13 protein-coding genes are annotated in these 15,205 nt (G+C 32.8%); 10 read left to right on the plus strand and 3 right to left on the minus strand.

The window, feature by feature from the left end; genetic code table 11:
- The first annotated feature begins 6 nt into the window (after positions 1-6).
- From ACNQGN_RS00155 to ACNQGN_RS00170, 4 genes are all read left to right on the plus strand, one after another.
- The gene (locus tag ACNQGN_RS00155) at positions 7-2,427 is read left to right on the plus strand and encodes a YfhO family protein (RefSeq protein WP_417985846.1); all 2,421 of its coding nucleotides are present in this window, start codon (positions 7-9) and stop codon (positions 2,425-2,427) included.
- Between the two features lie 49 nt (positions 2,428-2,476).
- Complete coding sequence (locus ACNQGN_RS00160; RefSeq protein ID WP_417985847.1) at positions 2,477-3,760, plus strand: glycosyltransferase family 4 protein; 1,284 nt, start codon at positions 2,477-2,479, stop codon at positions 3,758-3,760.
- 48 nt (positions 3,761-3,808) lie between these two features.
- Positions 3,809-5,281 (plus strand): lipopolysaccharide biosynthesis protein, encoded by a 1,473-nt coding sequence (locus tag ACNQGN_RS00165; protein WP_417985848.1) that lies wholly within the window; start codon positions 3,809-3,811, stop codon positions 5,279-5,281.
- Positions 5,282-5,645: 364 nt separating this feature from the next.
- Positions 5,646-5,945, plus strand: a complete 300-nt coding sequence (locus ACNQGN_RS00170) for a hypothetical protein (protein ID WP_417985849.1) — start codon at positions 5,646-5,648, stop codon at positions 5,943-5,945.
- Positions 5,946-5,951: 6 nt separating this feature from the next.
- Here ACNQGN_RS00170 and uvrA read toward each other — a convergent pair whose 3' ends face one another.
- Complete coding sequence (gene uvrA, locus ACNQGN_RS00175) at positions 5,952-8,738, minus strand: excinuclease ABC subunit UvrA (RefSeq protein WP_417985850.1); 2,787 nt, start codon at positions 8,736-8,738, stop codon at positions 5,952-5,954.
- A gap of 257 nt (positions 8,739-8,995) precedes the next feature.
- Here uvrA and ACNQGN_RS00180 point away from each other — a divergent pair, with 257 nt between their 5' ends.
- The 3 genes from ACNQGN_RS00180 to ACNQGN_RS00190 all read left to right on the plus strand — a co-directional run bounded on the left by ACNQGN_RS00180 (position 8,996) and on the right by ACNQGN_RS00190 (position 10,887).
- Positions 8,996-9,739, plus strand: a complete 744-nt coding sequence (locus ACNQGN_RS00180) for a glycoside hydrolase family 16 protein (protein ID WP_417985851.1) — start codon at positions 8,996-8,998, stop codon at positions 9,737-9,739.
- Between the two features lie 368 nt (positions 9,740-10,107).
- On the plus strand, positions 10,108-10,692 hold the full coding sequence (locus ACNQGN_RS00185; RefSeq protein WP_417985852.1) for an RNA polymerase sigma factor: 585 nt from the start codon (positions 10,108-10,110) through the stop codon (positions 10,690-10,692).
- A gap of 51 nt (positions 10,693-10,743) precedes the next feature.
- The gene (locus ACNQGN_RS00190; RefSeq protein ID WP_417985853.1) at positions 10,744-10,887 is read left to right on the plus strand and encodes a hypothetical protein; all 144 of its coding nucleotides are present in this window, start codon (positions 10,744-10,746) and stop codon (positions 10,885-10,887) included.
- Between the two features lie 113 nt (positions 10,888-11,000).
- On the opposite strand, the gene ACNQGN_RS00195 is transcribed toward ACNQGN_RS00190, so the two are convergent.
- Positions 11,001-11,666, minus strand: a complete 666-nt coding sequence (locus ACNQGN_RS00195) for an endonuclease III domain-containing protein (RefSeq protein ID WP_417985854.1) — start codon at positions 11,664-11,666, stop codon at positions 11,001-11,003.
- A 90-nt stretch (positions 11,667-11,756) separates the two neighbouring features.
- Between ACNQGN_RS00195 and bcp the strand changes: the two genes are divergently transcribed.
- A complete protein-coding gene (gene bcp, locus ACNQGN_RS00200) occupies positions 11,757-12,209 on the plus strand; it encodes a thioredoxin-dependent thiol peroxidase (protein WP_417985855.1) in 453 nt (150 codons plus the stop codon).
- Between the two features lie 115 nt (positions 12,210-12,324).
- Here bcp and ACNQGN_RS00205 read toward each other — a convergent pair whose 3' ends face one another.
- Positions 12,325-13,785, minus strand: a complete 1,461-nt coding sequence (locus tag ACNQGN_RS00205) for a TonB-dependent receptor (RefSeq protein ID WP_416853566.1) — start codon at positions 13,783-13,785, stop codon at positions 12,325-12,327.
- A 95-nt stretch (positions 13,786-13,880) separates the two neighbouring features.
- Between ACNQGN_RS00205 and ACNQGN_RS00210 the strand changes: the two genes are divergently transcribed.
- Positions 13,881-14,645 (plus strand): MBL fold metallo-hydrolase, encoded by a 765-nt coding sequence (locus ACNQGN_RS00210; protein WP_417985856.1) that lies wholly within the window; start codon positions 13,881-13,883, stop codon positions 14,643-14,645.
- An 11-nt stretch (positions 14,646-14,656) separates the two neighbouring features.
- Positions 14,657-15,157: a hypothetical protein gene (locus ACNQGN_RS00215; RefSeq protein ID WP_417985857.1), complete on the plus strand. Its 501-nt coding sequence runs from the start codon at positions 14,657-14,659 to the stop codon at positions 15,155-15,157.
- Positions 15,158-15,205: the final 48 nt, after the last annotated feature.

Raw genomic sequence — 15,205 nt, forward strand, 5'->3', positions numbered from 1 at the left:
TAAAAATTGAAAATAATAAATAAGTTCTACCCGCACGCGCTTGCCATACTTGGTTTTGTAGTTATTTCCTTAATCTATTTTTTTCCTGTATTACAAGGAAAGCAAATCTATCAGTCGGACATTGCCCAATATACTGGAATGGCTAAGGAACAAAATGATTTTAGAGCCTCCGATCATGTAGAACCTTATTGGACAAATTCAGCTTTTGGAGGGATGCCCACGTATCAATTAGGAGCAAAATATCCGCACGATTATATTGGAGCTATTGATGACGCTTTACGATTTTTACCGCGTCCAGCTGATTATTTATTTATGTATTTCCTTTGTTTTTATGGTTTGTTATTGGTTCTGAAAATCGATCCGTTGAAAGCATTTTTTGGAGCGTTGGCTTTCGGTTTCTCTACTTATTTGATTATAATTCTGGGAGTTGGACATAATGCCAAAGCTCATGCAATTGCTTATATGCCGCTCGTGATTGCTGGATTTATTTTGGTTTTTCAAAAAAAATATATTTTAGGAGGATTGATAACGTTGTTTGCCACAGCATTAGAAATTAATGCCAATCACTTTCAAATGACTTATTACTTATTAATTTTCTTGTTAATACTTTCGGGTTATTTTATATATCAGGGTGTAAAAGAGAAGGAATATAAGTCGCTGTCCTATTCGTTTGGAGTTCTTGCGATAGCAGGAATTTTGGCTTTGGGAGCCAATGCGACAAATTTATTAGCGACTTCAGAATTTGCTAATTTTAGTATTCGTGGGAAAAGCGAATTAACCTTTAATCCTGATGGGTCAAAAACCACTAGCAATAGTGCTATGACACATGAATATATTACAGAATACAGCTATGGAATAGCCGAAAGTTTTAATCTTATTGCTCCAAGACTTTTTGGAGGTTCTAATAATGAAGCTGTAGGACAAGATAGCGAAATGTATAACTTCATGATCAGTAAAGGTGTGCCGGAAGCACAGGCGAACGATTTTGTTTCTGGATTGCCTACGTATTGGGGTGATCAGCCTATTGTTGCTGCGCCTGCATACATTGGAGCAGTCGTTTTCTTTTTAGGGATCTTGGCTTTGTTTATTGATAAGCGAAAAATTAAATATGTATTTCTTTCTGGAGCAATCGTAGCATTAGTACTTTCCTGGGGTAAAAATTTTCCAGCTTTGACTGACTTTTTTATTGATTATGTCCCAATGTATGATAAATTTAGAGCGGTTTCTTCAATACAAGTAATTTTGGAATTATGTTTTCCTGTCCTTGCAATTATGGGATTACAGTCCTTTTTTAAATTAGATGAAAAGATTCCTAAGCAGCAGGAAAAAGCACTATTAGAAACAGCTGTTTTTAGTTTGGGTGTGATTCTCATTTTGTTCTTATGTAAAAGCCTTTTTAGTTTTTCTGGGGGTAATGATAATTATTATCTGCAAAATTATGGTCCAGATTTTATAAATGCCCTTAAAGAAGACAGGATGAGCTTATATAACGCTGATTTATTGCGTTCGGGGTTCTTTATTTTTGTTTCAGCAGGTGTTTTATGGTTGTTCGTTAAAAATAGATTCGCTCAGAATACGGCAATAATTTTGGTAGGTATTTTAATGATTTTTGATTTATTCTTTGTCGATAAAAAATACGTTTCTAGTAAGGATTTTGTCAACAAAAGAGAGGTAGAAGCACCATTTCAGCAAACACCAGCGGATGCTCAAATTCTAAAAGATACGTCGAGTTACAGAGTTTTTGAAGTTGGGGATTTATTAGGTGCAAGAACTTCTTATTTCCATAAATCTATTGGGGGTTATAGCGCTGTAAGACCTCGAAGAGTACAGCAATTATTCGATTACCAAATTGCTAAAAACAATATGGAAATACTTAACATGCTTAATGTTAAGTATGTGATTCAAAGCGATAGCACAGGCAATTCTATCCCAACTCAAAATCCAAACACTAATGGAAATGCATGGTTTGTAAAAAACATAAAATTAGTTCAAACTGCTGATGAAGAAATGAAAGCATTGGATAGTTTTGATTCTAAAAATGTTGCCATAGTAAATCAAAATGAATTTAAAATTAGAAATACATCTTTCGCCAAAGATAGTTCGGCTATAATAATTTTAGATTCCTATAAACCGAACCATTTGAAATATACATCGAATAGCAGGAATGATGGTCTGGCTGTTTTCTCTGAAATGTATTATGGAAAAGGGTGGAATGCTTATGTCGATGGTAAAAAAGTAGAGCATCTAAGAGTAGATTATGTTTTAAGAGGTTTGCAAATTCCAGCAGGAAAACACGCGGTAGAATTTAAGTTTGAGCCTCAGGTTATAAAAACAGGAGGGACGATTACCTTAATTAGTTCAATAGGAATGTTATTACTTTTAGCAGGCGGTATTTATGTTGAAAGGAAGAAGAGATTAAGTAGGTAGATTATGATTTAAGATTTTAGAATTAAATTAGTAACCTTAAAACTTAAACTTGGAAGTAAAGAAAATTTTAATCATAACCTATTATTGGCCACCAGCTGGGGGACCTGGCGTACAACGTTGGCTTAAGTTTGTGAAATATTTACCTGATTTTGGAATTCAGCCAATTGTATATATTCCTGAGAACCCGACGTATCCAATTATTGATGAAAATTTAGTTAAAGAAGTTTCAGATAAAGCAATTATTCTGAAACAGAAAATCTTTGAGCCGTATCAATTAGCCTCTTTTTTTTCAAAGAATAAAACCAAAAAAATCAGTTCGGGAATTATCCCAAATCAAAAAAAACAATCTTTTTTAGATAAAGTGTTTCTTTGGATTCGTGGCAATCTTTTTATTCCGGATGCCCGTGTTTTTTGGGTAAAACCATCAGTTTCTTATTTGGAAAAATACATTAAAGAAAATAATATTGATACGATTATCACTTCTGGTCCGCCACATAGTTTGCATCTCATTGGATTAGAGGTAAAACAAAAATTAGATTTAAAATGGTTTGCTGATTTTCGGGATCCTTGGACGACTATTGGTTATCATAAATCGTTACGATTGTCAGATTATGCTGCCAAAAAGCACAAAGAATTTGAGCGTCAGGTTTTAAATACGGCAGATACGATTATAGTAACTAGTAAAACAACAAAAACCGAATTTGAAGCCATTACTAACAAACCAATTGTAGTAATAACAAATGGTTATGATACGGAAAATGTTGAGAAACAAACCTTGGATTCAAAATTTAGTTTAGCGCACATTGGTTCTTTTCTTTCTGAGAGAAACCCTCTTATTCTATGGGAAAGTTTAGTCGAATTAATTGATGAGATTCCCGGTTTCAAATCGCATTTAGAACTAAAAATGATAGGGGCAGTAAGCCAGGAAGTTTTGGAAGCTGTAACGCAATTTGGATTAAATGCGTATTTGAATAATTTAGGTTATGTTTCCCATGCGGAAGCGATCGCACATCAAAGAAAATCACAAGTTTTATTGCTTGTCGAAATCAATTCCGAAGATACAAAGAGTATTATTCCGGGGAAATTATTCGAATATATGGTTTCTGGCAGGCCGATTATAGCGATTGGGCCAAATGGTTCTGATTTTGCCGAAATCATAACGGAAACGAATACTGGTGTGTTTTTTAATTATTCAGAAAAGATGAGATTAAAAGGTGTAATTTTGGACTTTTATAATCAGTTTTTGGAAGGAAAATTACAATCAAATGGAGTGGGTTTACAACGCTATTCCAGAATAAACCTTACCAAGGAATTAGTACAATTGATTCAATAGAAAGCCAAAGTTTTTGCAACTTTAAATCTTAAATTTTAAACTCCTAGAATGGGAATAGTATTAAATCAGTCTTTAAAAAACACCATAATAACCTACATTGGCTTTGGCATTGGAGCAATAAATACACTTTATTTATATCCTATTTTTTTAGGTGCTACCTATTATGCTTTGACAAATTACATTCTTTCGGCAGCGAATGTTATAATGCCATTATTTGCCATAGGAATGCAAAATACTTTAGTGAAGTTTTATTCACAATATGAATCCGATGCCGAAAGGTCACGGTTTTTATCTTTTACGGTCTTATTTCCTTTGTTTCTTTTTATTCCGTTAATGCTGATTGGTTTATTTTTCTTTGATGATATTTCAATCTTTTTATCCAAGAAAAATCCGGTTGTTAAAGAATTTATTTGGCTTATTCCGTTCATAGGGTTATGTATGGCCTATTTCGAAATTTTTTACGCTTGGGCAAGAGTACATATGCATTCTGTTTTTGGTAATTTTATCAAGGAAGTCGGACTTCGATTATTTTCGTTGTTTGCTTTGATTGGGGTTTATTATGAATGGATTTCTGTTATAGAATTTGTTTATGTTACTGCAGGCGTTTATTTTTTGGCTTTAATGATTACGATGCTATATGCGTTTAATATAAAAAAACCAGTTTTTCAATTTGCCATCCCTCACGATGTGAAAAATATAATGGAGTATACCTTTTATATTATTTTATCAGGAAGTGTTGCTAATTTGCTTTTGGATGGCGATAAAATGATGCTCAATCAATATATGATTATTGAAAATATCGCTTATTATTCAGTAGCTACATATATTGCATTGGTTATATCCGTTCCCAGTCGTGCAATGCATCAAATTGTTTATCCAATTACTGCAAGGTTAATGCATGAGAATAAACATGATGAGCTAAATGCTCTTTATAAAAAAACATCTATAAACCTACAAATAGTAGGAGGTTTTGTGATGTTATGTATTTTCGTCAACATCAATCAAATGTATGAATTGGTACCACCCGAATACAGTGGAGGTATTTTGGTTGTTTTTATGATAGGTATTTCCAAATATTTTGACCTGGTTTTAGGGAATAATAATGCTATTATTTTTAATACAAAATATTACCGGGCAGTATTGTTTCTCGGTGTGTTTTTAGTTGTTTTGACTATAGTACTGAATATGATTTTTATTCCTATATATGGTATTATGGGTTCTGCTTTTGCGACGCTATTATCCATAACTTTGTATAGTCTTGCCAAATTGCTTTTCGTGGTTAAGCGTTTGGATCTATATCCTTTTACAAGTCAAACATTGTATTCTTTAGCAATTACATTTGTCTTATTTTTGTTGTTTTATTTTTGGCAGTTTCCTTTTCATCCTATACTTAGTATCGGATTGAAATCAGTTTTAGTGACCATTTTATATGTTTATATCAATTATAAATTTGTTATTTCTATTGAATTAAACAACGTTATGGATTCTGTATTGAAAAAACTCAAAATTAAATTAAAATAAATTTATTCCGTTTCAAAAGAGGGCGAGTAATTTTTAAACAAGGCTTCTTATTTTTTTTGAGAATCCTTTTCTATTTATATTTTGATTTTTGAGGATCATTTTTTTGTATAGTTTTTCAGCAGGTAAGTGATTTGTATACTGTGAATTATATAATATTTTTCAATTATTATGTAATGTTAAAAAGCTTTTTTAAAAATATATTTGTATACTATTTTAAGTTTTAGACATGACGACTGCTATTGGAAAAATCACTAGAAGTGGGTATTGTGGAAATGAGGTATCACCCTTATTTTTGCAAATGATATTTTTACTAAATATTTTCAAAAACAATAATAAGTAGCTAAAGTAATTTACCCCAATGATTATGCAAAGCCATCAATACATAAACGAAGAAAGTTTACAAAAATTTTCTAATATCCTAGCTAATAAAATCCACCATGGATTTACTATTATAGAAAGAAATGATACTTTGCCTTTTGCGGTTTTATCAAAAGGTAGAAAAGAAGTTGATCACGGTTTTAATTTTTTGCTTTGTTGTTTGACATTAGGTGTATGGTCCGTTGGTTGGATTTATTTAACTTGTGTTTCTTCTAAAGAAAAAAATATAGTGATAGCCATCGATGAGGATGGGAATACATTTGAAGAAAAATGCTATTCTGAATAGACTTTCTTATAATTTATCCTTTAGGTATTTTCCAGTGATTGATTTTTTTATTTTCACAATCTCTTCGGGAGTTCCAACAGCTAATAATTGTCCACCATTTTCTCCGCCTTCGGGACCTAAATCAATAATCCAGTCGGCACATTTTATAAGATCAAGATTGTGTTCGATTACAAGTATCGAGTGACCTTTATCTATCAAAGCATCAAATGAAGCCAATAGTTTCTTGATATCATGAAAATGCAGGCCTGTTGTAGGTTCGTCAAAAACAAAAAGGGCTTTATCTTTTGTTGCTCCTTTTACTAAGAATGAAGCAAGTTTTATACGCTGGGCTTCTCCACCGGAGAGAGTAGAAGACGACTGTCCTAATTGTACATACCCTAATCCCACATCTTGTAGCGGTTGCAGTTTTTGAGTGATTTTAGTTTGCTTGTTTGCTATAAAAAAGGCAATCGCATCATCAATAGTCATAGTAAGAACATCATGAATGTTTTTTCCTTCAAAAGCGACTTCCAAAACTTCTTTCTTAAATCGTTTCCCGTTACAGGTTTCGCAAGGCAATTGTACATCGGCCATAAAAACCATCTCTACATTTATCGAACCTTCGCCTTTGCAAGTTTCACATCGGCCGCCATCAACATTAAAAGAAAAATGTTTAGCTTGATATCCTCTTATTTTTGATAATTTTTCTTTGGCATACAATTCCCGAATATCATCATATGCTTTAATATAAGTCACAGGGTTAGAGCGGGAACTTCGTCCAATTGGATTTTGATCTACATATTCAATATGTTTTATTTGCGAAAATGAGCCAGTCATTTCAGTGAAGTGACCTGCTTTTTCACCAACATTTTCCAATTTTTTTTGCATGGCAGGAAATAGAATTTTCTTGACAAGCGTGCTTTTTCCACTTCCTGACACTCCAGTGATAACTGTCAATACATCTAGTGGAAATGTGACATCTATATTTTGCAGATTGTTTTCTCTTGCCCCTTTTATTTCAATAAAATTTTTGAAAGGTCGTCGTTTTTTTGGAACAGTAATTTCTAAATCACCATTCAAATATTTCGCAGTAAGTGAAGTTGATTTAAGGATTTCATCAAACGTGCCCTGAGCAACTAAATTACCACCAAAGGTTCCTGCCTCCGGACCAATATCAATAATCATATCGGCCGCTTTCATGATATCCTCATCATGTTCTACAACAATAACAGTATTTCCTAAATTACGAAGCGACACTAATACTTTTATCAGACGTTCTGTATCTTTTGGGTGTAAACCAATACTGGGTTCGTCAAGAATATACATGGATCCCACTAAACTGCTTCCCAGGGAGGTTGCTAAGTTGATGCGTTGCGATTCTCCACCAGAGAGGGTAGCAGAGTTTCTGTTTAATGTCAGATAATCTAATCCTACTTCGGTCAAAAAAGACAAACGGTTGTTGATCTCCACTAATAATCGTTTTGCAATTTGTTTTTCGTAAACGTCTAAATCGATGCTTTCAAAAAAGCTAACCAAATGCTTTATAGGTAAATCAACTAAATCAGAAACTGTTTTGGAATTGATCTTCACATAAGAAGCTTCTATTCGCAAGCGTTTGCCTTTACAGGAATAACATTTAGTTTTGCCACGATAACGAGAAAGTAGAACACGGTTTTGAATTTTATAATTTTTCTCCTCTAATTCCTTAAAGAAATCATTTAGTCCTTGGAAATAGTTGTTTCCATTCCAAATCAATTCTTTTTGATCTTCAGATAATTGATAAAAAGGTTTATGGATAGGGAAATCAAATTTGTAAGCATTGTTTACCAGCTGGTCTCGAAACCAGCTCATACTTTCACCTCTCCAGGGGAAAATAGCATTTTCAAATATCGATAAAGTTGTGTTTGGTACCACTAATTCGGCATCAATTCCTATAATATTTCCGTAGCCTTCACATACAGGACATGCGCCGTAAGGATTGTTAAAACTGAATAAATGAACGTTTGGTTCCAAGAAATTGATTCCATCCAATTCGAAGTTATTAGAATAAGAAAAAATTTTATCAGAATTTAATTCCTGTAAATAGCAAATTCCTTTGCCTTCAAAAAAAGCAGTTTGAACCGCATCGGCAAGCCGGTTGTAGAATTCTTCTTCGTCTTTGACAACTATTCGATCTATAATGAGTTTTATATCGCTATTGTCTAAAGAATGTTGGTCTATCTCGTCTAAACGAACCATTTGATTATTAACCAAAATCCTCGCAAATCCTTGTTGTAAAAGTACTTTTAGTTTGTCTTCCAGTTTTCTGCCTTCTTCCAGATGAACAGGAGCAAGGAGCATCCATTTACTGTCAATGTCAAAGCTTTTTACATCACTAACTACATCAGTAACCGTATTTTTTTTTACTTCTCTCCCAGAAATAGGAGAATAAGTGCGCCCAATTCGGGCAAATAATAATTTTATATAATCGTAAATTTCCGTTGAAGTTCCTACTGTCGAACGTGCATTTGTTGTGTTTACTTTTTGTTCGATAGCAATTGCAGGAGCAATTCCTTTTATATATTCAACCTTTGGCTTGTCTAATCGACCAAGAAATTGTCGCGCATAGGACGACAGACTTTCTACGTAACGGCGTTGCCCTTCAGCGTAAAGAGTGTCAAACGCCAAACTTGATTTTCCTGATCCGGAAAGCCCTGTTATAACAACTAATTTATTTCTAGGAATCGCAACATCTACATTTTTTAAGTTATGTACTTGTGCGCCTTTGATAATAATATTTTTCTTAGGATCTAATTTAGAAAGGTCGACTTGCATAAAAATAATTAATTTTCACAAAAGTAGTCAATTTTCATCGGACAAAATAGTTTGAACAAATTACAAATTTGACATGGTAAAAGCAGTCGAATTGCAACGCAATGAAACGAAAATGATTACTTTTACGATAGATAACAAAACAATTCAAGATTTTACTGCTAAATGCTAAATGGCAAACCAGGAGATGTTAGAGTTACCATCAGAAGAGCTCTGCAAAAACTCTAGAATGCGATTTTCAATATTCTAACTAAATCAAAATGGAAAAAATATTTATTCTGCTTCTTATTGGAAACTTTTGTTTTGCACAACAGCCTAAAAGAAAACTAGTTTGGGAGGAGAATTTCAAAGAAAAAACCTTGAATAAGGAAACTTGGAATATTGAATTGGGTGACGGTGGTTGGGGTAATAATGAGAGACAATTGTATACGGGTGTAAATCATAAACTAACTAAAGGAAAATTAGTCATTACTGCAAAAAAAGAAGGAGAGAAATATACTTCAACACGGATTACAACAAAAAGTAAGAAAGAGTTTCAGTACGGTCGGTTCGAGGCAAGAGCTAAATTACCAGTTGGTTACGGTATTTGGCCTGCATTTTGGATGCTGGGTTCAAATATTAGTGAAGTTGGCTGGCCAAAAAGTGGTGAAATTGATATCTTAGAATATATCGGTAGGGAACCTCATATGGTATTTACAACTTTGCATACCCAAGACAGTCACGGAAATACTATTAATACGAGGAAAACAAAATTTCAAAATATTGAGAAAGGTTTTCATGTGTACGCAGTGGATTGGTCAAAAGACAAAATGGACTTTTTCGTAGATGACATACTAGTATATACGTTTCAACCTGAAATTAAAAACGAGAATACCTGGCCTTTTAATCAACCATTTTATTTTATTATTAATATGGCTATTGGAGGGGATTTTGGTGGGCCTAAAGTGGATGACACTATTTTTCCACAAGATTTTATTGTTGATTACATTAGAGTGTATCAATAAATTATTAAAAAGTTAAAAAAGAGGCATCAAAAAGGGTAGCTTAACGTTTATTATATAGAATTAAATTTCTTGTTAAATAGATTTGCAGATGCGTTTTTTTACTTTTTTTAACATAATAGTTTAAAAAAAAGTAATTTTTCATCTTGTTATTGCGTATATTTATACCACCCGAACGTGAAATCTTAGCCTGGATTTTAACATCTTTATTCTTTAGATGTTAATTTTTCTAAACTTTATTTGCTTGTTAAAATAATTATTTGCTAAATTTGAGCGATAAAATAAACCTTAATTAATCATTAGCCTATAGTATAAAACTACTTTTTAGAGAAAATTTCTCCAATTTTAATTAAAAACTAAAAGGTATAACTATGGCTAATACACAACTTCCAGACGCATTATTGGTTCAGGATTATGTTGCAGGTAATGAAGATGCCTTAGCTTCATTAATCAAAAGACACGAATCAAAAATTTACGGTTTTATATATTCTAAAATCTCTGACAGAGATACTTCGAATGATATTTTTCAAGATACCTTTATTAAGGTAATAAAAACCTTAAAATCAAACTCTTATAATGAAGAAGGAAAGTTCTTACCATGGGTGATGAGAATTTCTCACAATCTTATTGTGGATCACTATCGTAAAACTAAAAAAATGCCAATGTTTAGAGAAACAGAGGAATTTTCTATTTTTTCAATAATGTCAGATGATTCTCTTACGATAGAAAACAAAATAATATCGGAACAGGTCGAAATGGATTTGAAAAAACTTATCGAAGAGCTTCCAATAGATCAAAAAGAGGTTTTGGTCATGAGAATGTATCAGGATATGAGTTTTAAAGAAATTTCTGAAACAACTGGAGTCAGTATCAATACTGCTTTAGGTCGAATGCGCTACGCATTAATGAATCTAAGAAAAGTTATTGATAAACATCAAATTGTTTTGACGAATTAACAATAAATCAAAATTTGCCGCGTTGTATTATAAAAACAAATTTATTACAATATGGCAAAAATTTACTCTAAAAAATCATTAGTTAATAGCAAGATGAAGCCCGAGAAAGAAATCGTTTCTTTTTTATTGAATTATTCAAAAGCGTTAAGCATAATAAAAATAGAAGATAAAAGTTTCGAAATTATATCTAATTAAAAAAGACCTATTTAAGTATTGGATGGTCTTGTATTGAAAAATTCAAGCTTCTGATTTTTAAGACTTGAATAACCAGATTCCACTAATTTTATTTAATAAATTAGTGGAATCTCCTATTTATGGGAGTTCTGTTTTTTGTAATACTCCTCTAAAATAGTCTTCCTTCCAATGGTTTTGGTAATAATGTCTTTATCTATATCCCAACCGCGTGCTGGGGAATATTCCCTTCCATACCAAATGATTTGTAAATGTAAGTCATTCCATATTTCCTTTGGGAAAATACGTTTTGCATCCTTCTCTGTTTGAACAACATTTTTTCCATTTGTCAAATTCCATCTGTACATTAATCGATGAATATGCGTATCGACAGGAAAAGCTGGAACGTTAAAAGCTTGAGACATTACCACGCTTGCGGTTTTATGTCCGACAGCTGGTAATTCTTCCAAAAATTCAAAACTCTGCGGTACTTTTCCGCCATGCTTATCAATTAAAATATGAGATAAACCGTGAATGCCTTTTGATTTCATTGGCGACAAGCCACACGGACGTATGATTTCCTTTATTTCTTCCACAGACATTTTTATCATATCATAGGGATTATCCGCTTTAGCAAAAAGTAAAGGCGTGATTTGGTTTACGCGAACATCCGTACATTGCGCTGAAAGTAAAACCGCAATTAATAAAGTATAAGGATCTTTGTGGTTTAACGGAATAGGAATCGTTGGATATAACTCTTTTAACGTATTTATAACAAACCTTACCCGTTCTTCTTTATTCATTATTCATTAAATTTGATTTGTAAAGAAAAACAATTTCAATCTCAATAACAAAATTCATTTCAATTCAAACAAATAAAAAAAAAACAGCTAATGACAACATTAACAAAAGGAGATAAAGCACCTGATTTTTCTGGTCTGGATCAAGACGGAAAGCCACATCAATTATCGGATTATAAAGGGAAAAAACTAGTGGTTTTCTTTTATCCAAAAGCCAATACACCCGGGTGCACCGCCGAAGCCTGTGATCTAAGAGATAATTTTGAGCGTTTTAAAGCTAATAATTATGAACTTCTGGGAGTAAGTGCCGATGCGCAAAAAGCGCAGGCTAAATTCAAAGAAAAATATGACTTTCCTTTTCCGTTGTTGGCTGATGAAGATAAATCAGTAATTCAGGCATTTGGAGTTTGGGGCCCAAAGAAATTCATGGGAAGAGAATACGACGGGATTCACAGAACCACATTTGTAATCGATGAAAATGGAATTATCGAAGAGGTAATTGCGGACGTAAAAACCAAAGCGCATGCCGCACAGATATTAAAATAAGTTTTCCGATTTCAGAAGACATATTCAAGAAAAAAAAGCCAAGAAAGAGATAAAATACTTTACTGGCTTTTTTGATATAATTTTTCTTAGACATTTTCGATCTGAAACCTAAATGCTAGTTGCTTTCTTTTAGCAGTTTACTTGGATCATATCCAAAAAGATGATGTTCCTTGATTATTTCAGCAATACCGGAAGGAAGCATAGTTTCCCATCCTGGTTTTCCTTGACTTATCATGTTAAGTACTTCACGAGAGAATACTTCCAGAATATTAGGATCATAGTCTACAATATCAACAACTTTACCATTGAATTTGAAGAATTTGTACAATTCTTTCATTCTAGGATGTACTTTTAAATTGTCGGAGGTAATAATTTCACCGTTTTCGCCTATCATTGGATATAAAAAGACTTTCATATCACGGTAAAATAATTTTCCGAAAGCCTCTAGAATTCCACCGCTCAAATGACGGTAGTATTTTTCATCAAAAATATCAACCAAATTATTTACGCCCATCGCTAATCCCATTCGGGCTTTAGTATAATTGGCAAAATATTCAACCACTTTATAATATTCCTGAAAATTAGAGATCATTACCGTTTGTCCCAATGAACAAAGTAATTCTGCGCGATCCATAAAATCTCTTTCGTCAATTTCTCCATCTGAGCGTAAATTCGAAAGTGTAATTTCAAAAACAACGAGTGTATTATCAACTTCCACTTTATTCTCATTCAGAAACATTTTTAATGATTTCTCATACATATCCATGTTTACTTTTGTAACTGGACGAAAACTTCCTCTAAAAGCAAGAATGTTTTTTTTGTATAATATGGCTGCAGGAAGTATGTTTTTTCCATCTGGATTAAACATAACCGCATCAGTCATTCCATTTTTAACAAGTTGTAAACTCATCAAACGATTATCCACATCTGCAAAACGTGGCCCTGAGAAATTAATAGTGTCTATTTCTAGCTGATCTTTATCTAAATGATCATATAAATAGCGCAACAGACGCTTTGGATCATTGTATTTATAGTAAGCGCCATAAATTAAATTAACACCAAGAATACCAAGAGTTTCTTGTTGTAGGCGTACATCGGTTTCTTTAAAACGGATATGAATGATAATTTCATTGTAATCCTCATCAGGTTCAATTTGGTACCGAATACCCACCCAACCATGTCCTTTAAATTGTTTTGCAAAATCGATCGTAGCAACTGTATTGGCATAGCTGAAAAACATTTTATTGGGATGTTTCTCTCTGCTTAATCGTTCTTCGATTAATTGCCCCTCAAAGGTGAGCATTTTTTTAAGACGACTTTCGGTTACGTAACGGCCATCTTTTTCTATTCCATAGACTGCATCACTAAAGTCTTTGTCGTAAGCAGACATCGCTTTTGCAATGGTTCCTGAGGAACCGCCCGATCTAAAAAAATGTCTTACAGTTTCTTGCCCAGCACCAATTTCTGCGAAAGTTCCGTAAATGTTTTCATTTAAATTGATACGAAGAGCCTTGTCTTTTATAGAAGGAATTTGCTCGATGACTTTGTCACCTTTTAATTTTATTTCAGTACCCATTTTGTTTTAAATATGGCTAATATGTTGCAAAGTTAGTTAAATAGGTTTCTAATGAAAGAGAATTAACCCTATTTTTGTAAAAAAATCTAAGAGAATTGAAGGTATATTTTTTAGGCACCGGTACATCACAAGGTATTCCCGTTATAGGAAGTAATCATCCAGTATGCAAAAGTACTGATTTTAAGGATAAAAGACTGCGGGTTTCAGTTTGGGTTTCTTGGGAAAATTACTCTTTCGTAATCGATTGCGGACCTGATTTTAGACAACAAATGCTTTCCTCAAATTGCCCGAAAATTGACGGAATCTTATTTACCCACGAGCATTCCGATCATACTGCTGGTTTGGATGATATTCGTCCGTTTAATTTTAAACACGGTGAGATTCCAATTTATGCGCATCAAAGGGTAATTGATAATCTAAAAAAACGATTCGATTATGTTTTTGAAACCGTAAACAGATACCCGGGAGCACCTTGTGTAGCAACAATCGAAGTTGTCAATAATCAGCCGTTTTCAATTGGTGATAAAACTGCTATTCCGGTGGATGTAATGCATGCAGGGCTTCAGGTTTTTGGATATAGGATTGACGATTTTGCCTATTTGACAGATGTTAAAACTATAGAAGAAGTTGAAATTGAAAAATTACAAAATCTAAAAGTGTTAGTTATAAATGCTTTACGTGAAGAATCTCATATTGCACATTTCAATTTGCAGGAAGCATTAGATTTTATAACTTTGGTCCAACCTAAAAAAGCCTATATTACTCACATCAGTCATATTCTTGGTTTTCACGAAGACGTACAAAAAAGACTTCCGGAAAACGTTTTCCTTGCGTATGATAATCTGGAAATTACAATTTAATTAGTCTTAAAATGAAAAAATCATTATTGCTTTACGCTTTTATTTTAGCCCTACTTTTTAATGTTTATACCTACATGTTTTTAAGTAAGGAAGTTACTTTTGAACAAGATAGATACAAAAGAGTGACTACAAAGTTGAAGGATAGTTTAAATTCAGTTCAAAATAAAGTAGCGGATGCCAATTATTTTTCATTGGAAAAAAATGAAAATGCCCAAAATTATTTTGAATCTTCAAATTCAGGAAAGATAATTCAATATGAAAAATTAATTCCAGTTGTAACCGAGAAATTATTGGATTATAATTCAAATCCTAATGGGAATCCCTATGTAGGGCAGGATAAAATCGGGGCAAATAAATTTATTATCAATAAGGTAAGGATCTTAAACCATCGTTGGATTATTGCCGATTTTAGTGACGGAGAAATTTGGGGTGAAGTATTGTTAAAATACTTTGTCAATGATGATGAGAGCATTACTTTTGAAGTAAATCAGTCATTATTGTATCAAAAATAAGTAGGGAAAGACGTTTTTTTAATAATTATACAAAGAAAATGAATCCAA

The organism is Flavobacterium rhamnosi (genome assembly GCF_048286515.1).
Lineage (GTDB): Bacteria > Bacteroidota > Bacteroidia > Flavobacteriales > Flavobacteriaceae > Flavobacterium.

Coding starts and splice junctions, on each gene's coding strand:
- ACNQGN_RS00215 (WP_417985857.1), top strand. CDS start 14,657: ATGAAAAAATCATTATTGCTTTACGCTTTTATTTTAGCCCTACTTTTT.
- ACNQGN_RS00195 (WP_417985854.1), bottom strand. CDS start 11,666: ATGAATAAAGAAGAACGGGTAAGGTTTGTTATAAATACGTTAAAAGAG.
- uvrA (WP_417985850.1), bottom strand. CDS start 8,738: ATGCAAGTCGACCTTTCTAAATTAGATCCTAAGAAAAATATTATTATC.
- ACNQGN_RS00190 (WP_417985853.1), top strand. CDS start 10,744: ATGGCAAAAATTTACTCTAAAAAATCATTAGTTAATAGCAAGATGAAG.
- bcp (WP_417985855.1), top strand. CDS start 11,757: ATGACAACATTAACAAAAGGAGATAAAGCACCTGATTTTTCTGGTCTG.
- ACNQGN_RS00180 (WP_417985851.1), top strand. CDS start 8,996: ATGGAAAAAATATTTATTCTGCTTCTTATTGGAAACTTTTGTTTTGCA.
- ACNQGN_RS00170 (WP_417985849.1), top strand. CDS start 5,646: ATGCAAAGCCATCAATACATAAACGAAGAAAGTTTACAAAAATTTTCT.
- ACNQGN_RS00165 (WP_417985848.1), top strand. CDS start 3,809: ATGGGAATAGTATTAAATCAGTCTTTAAAAAACACCATAATAACCTAC.
- ACNQGN_RS00185 (WP_417985852.1), top strand. CDS start 10,108: ATGGCTAATACACAACTTCCAGACGCATTATTGGTTCAGGATTATGTT.
- ACNQGN_RS00205 (WP_416853566.1), bottom strand. CDS start 13,785: ATGGGTACTGAAATAAAATTAAAAGGTGACAAAGTCATCGAGCAAATT.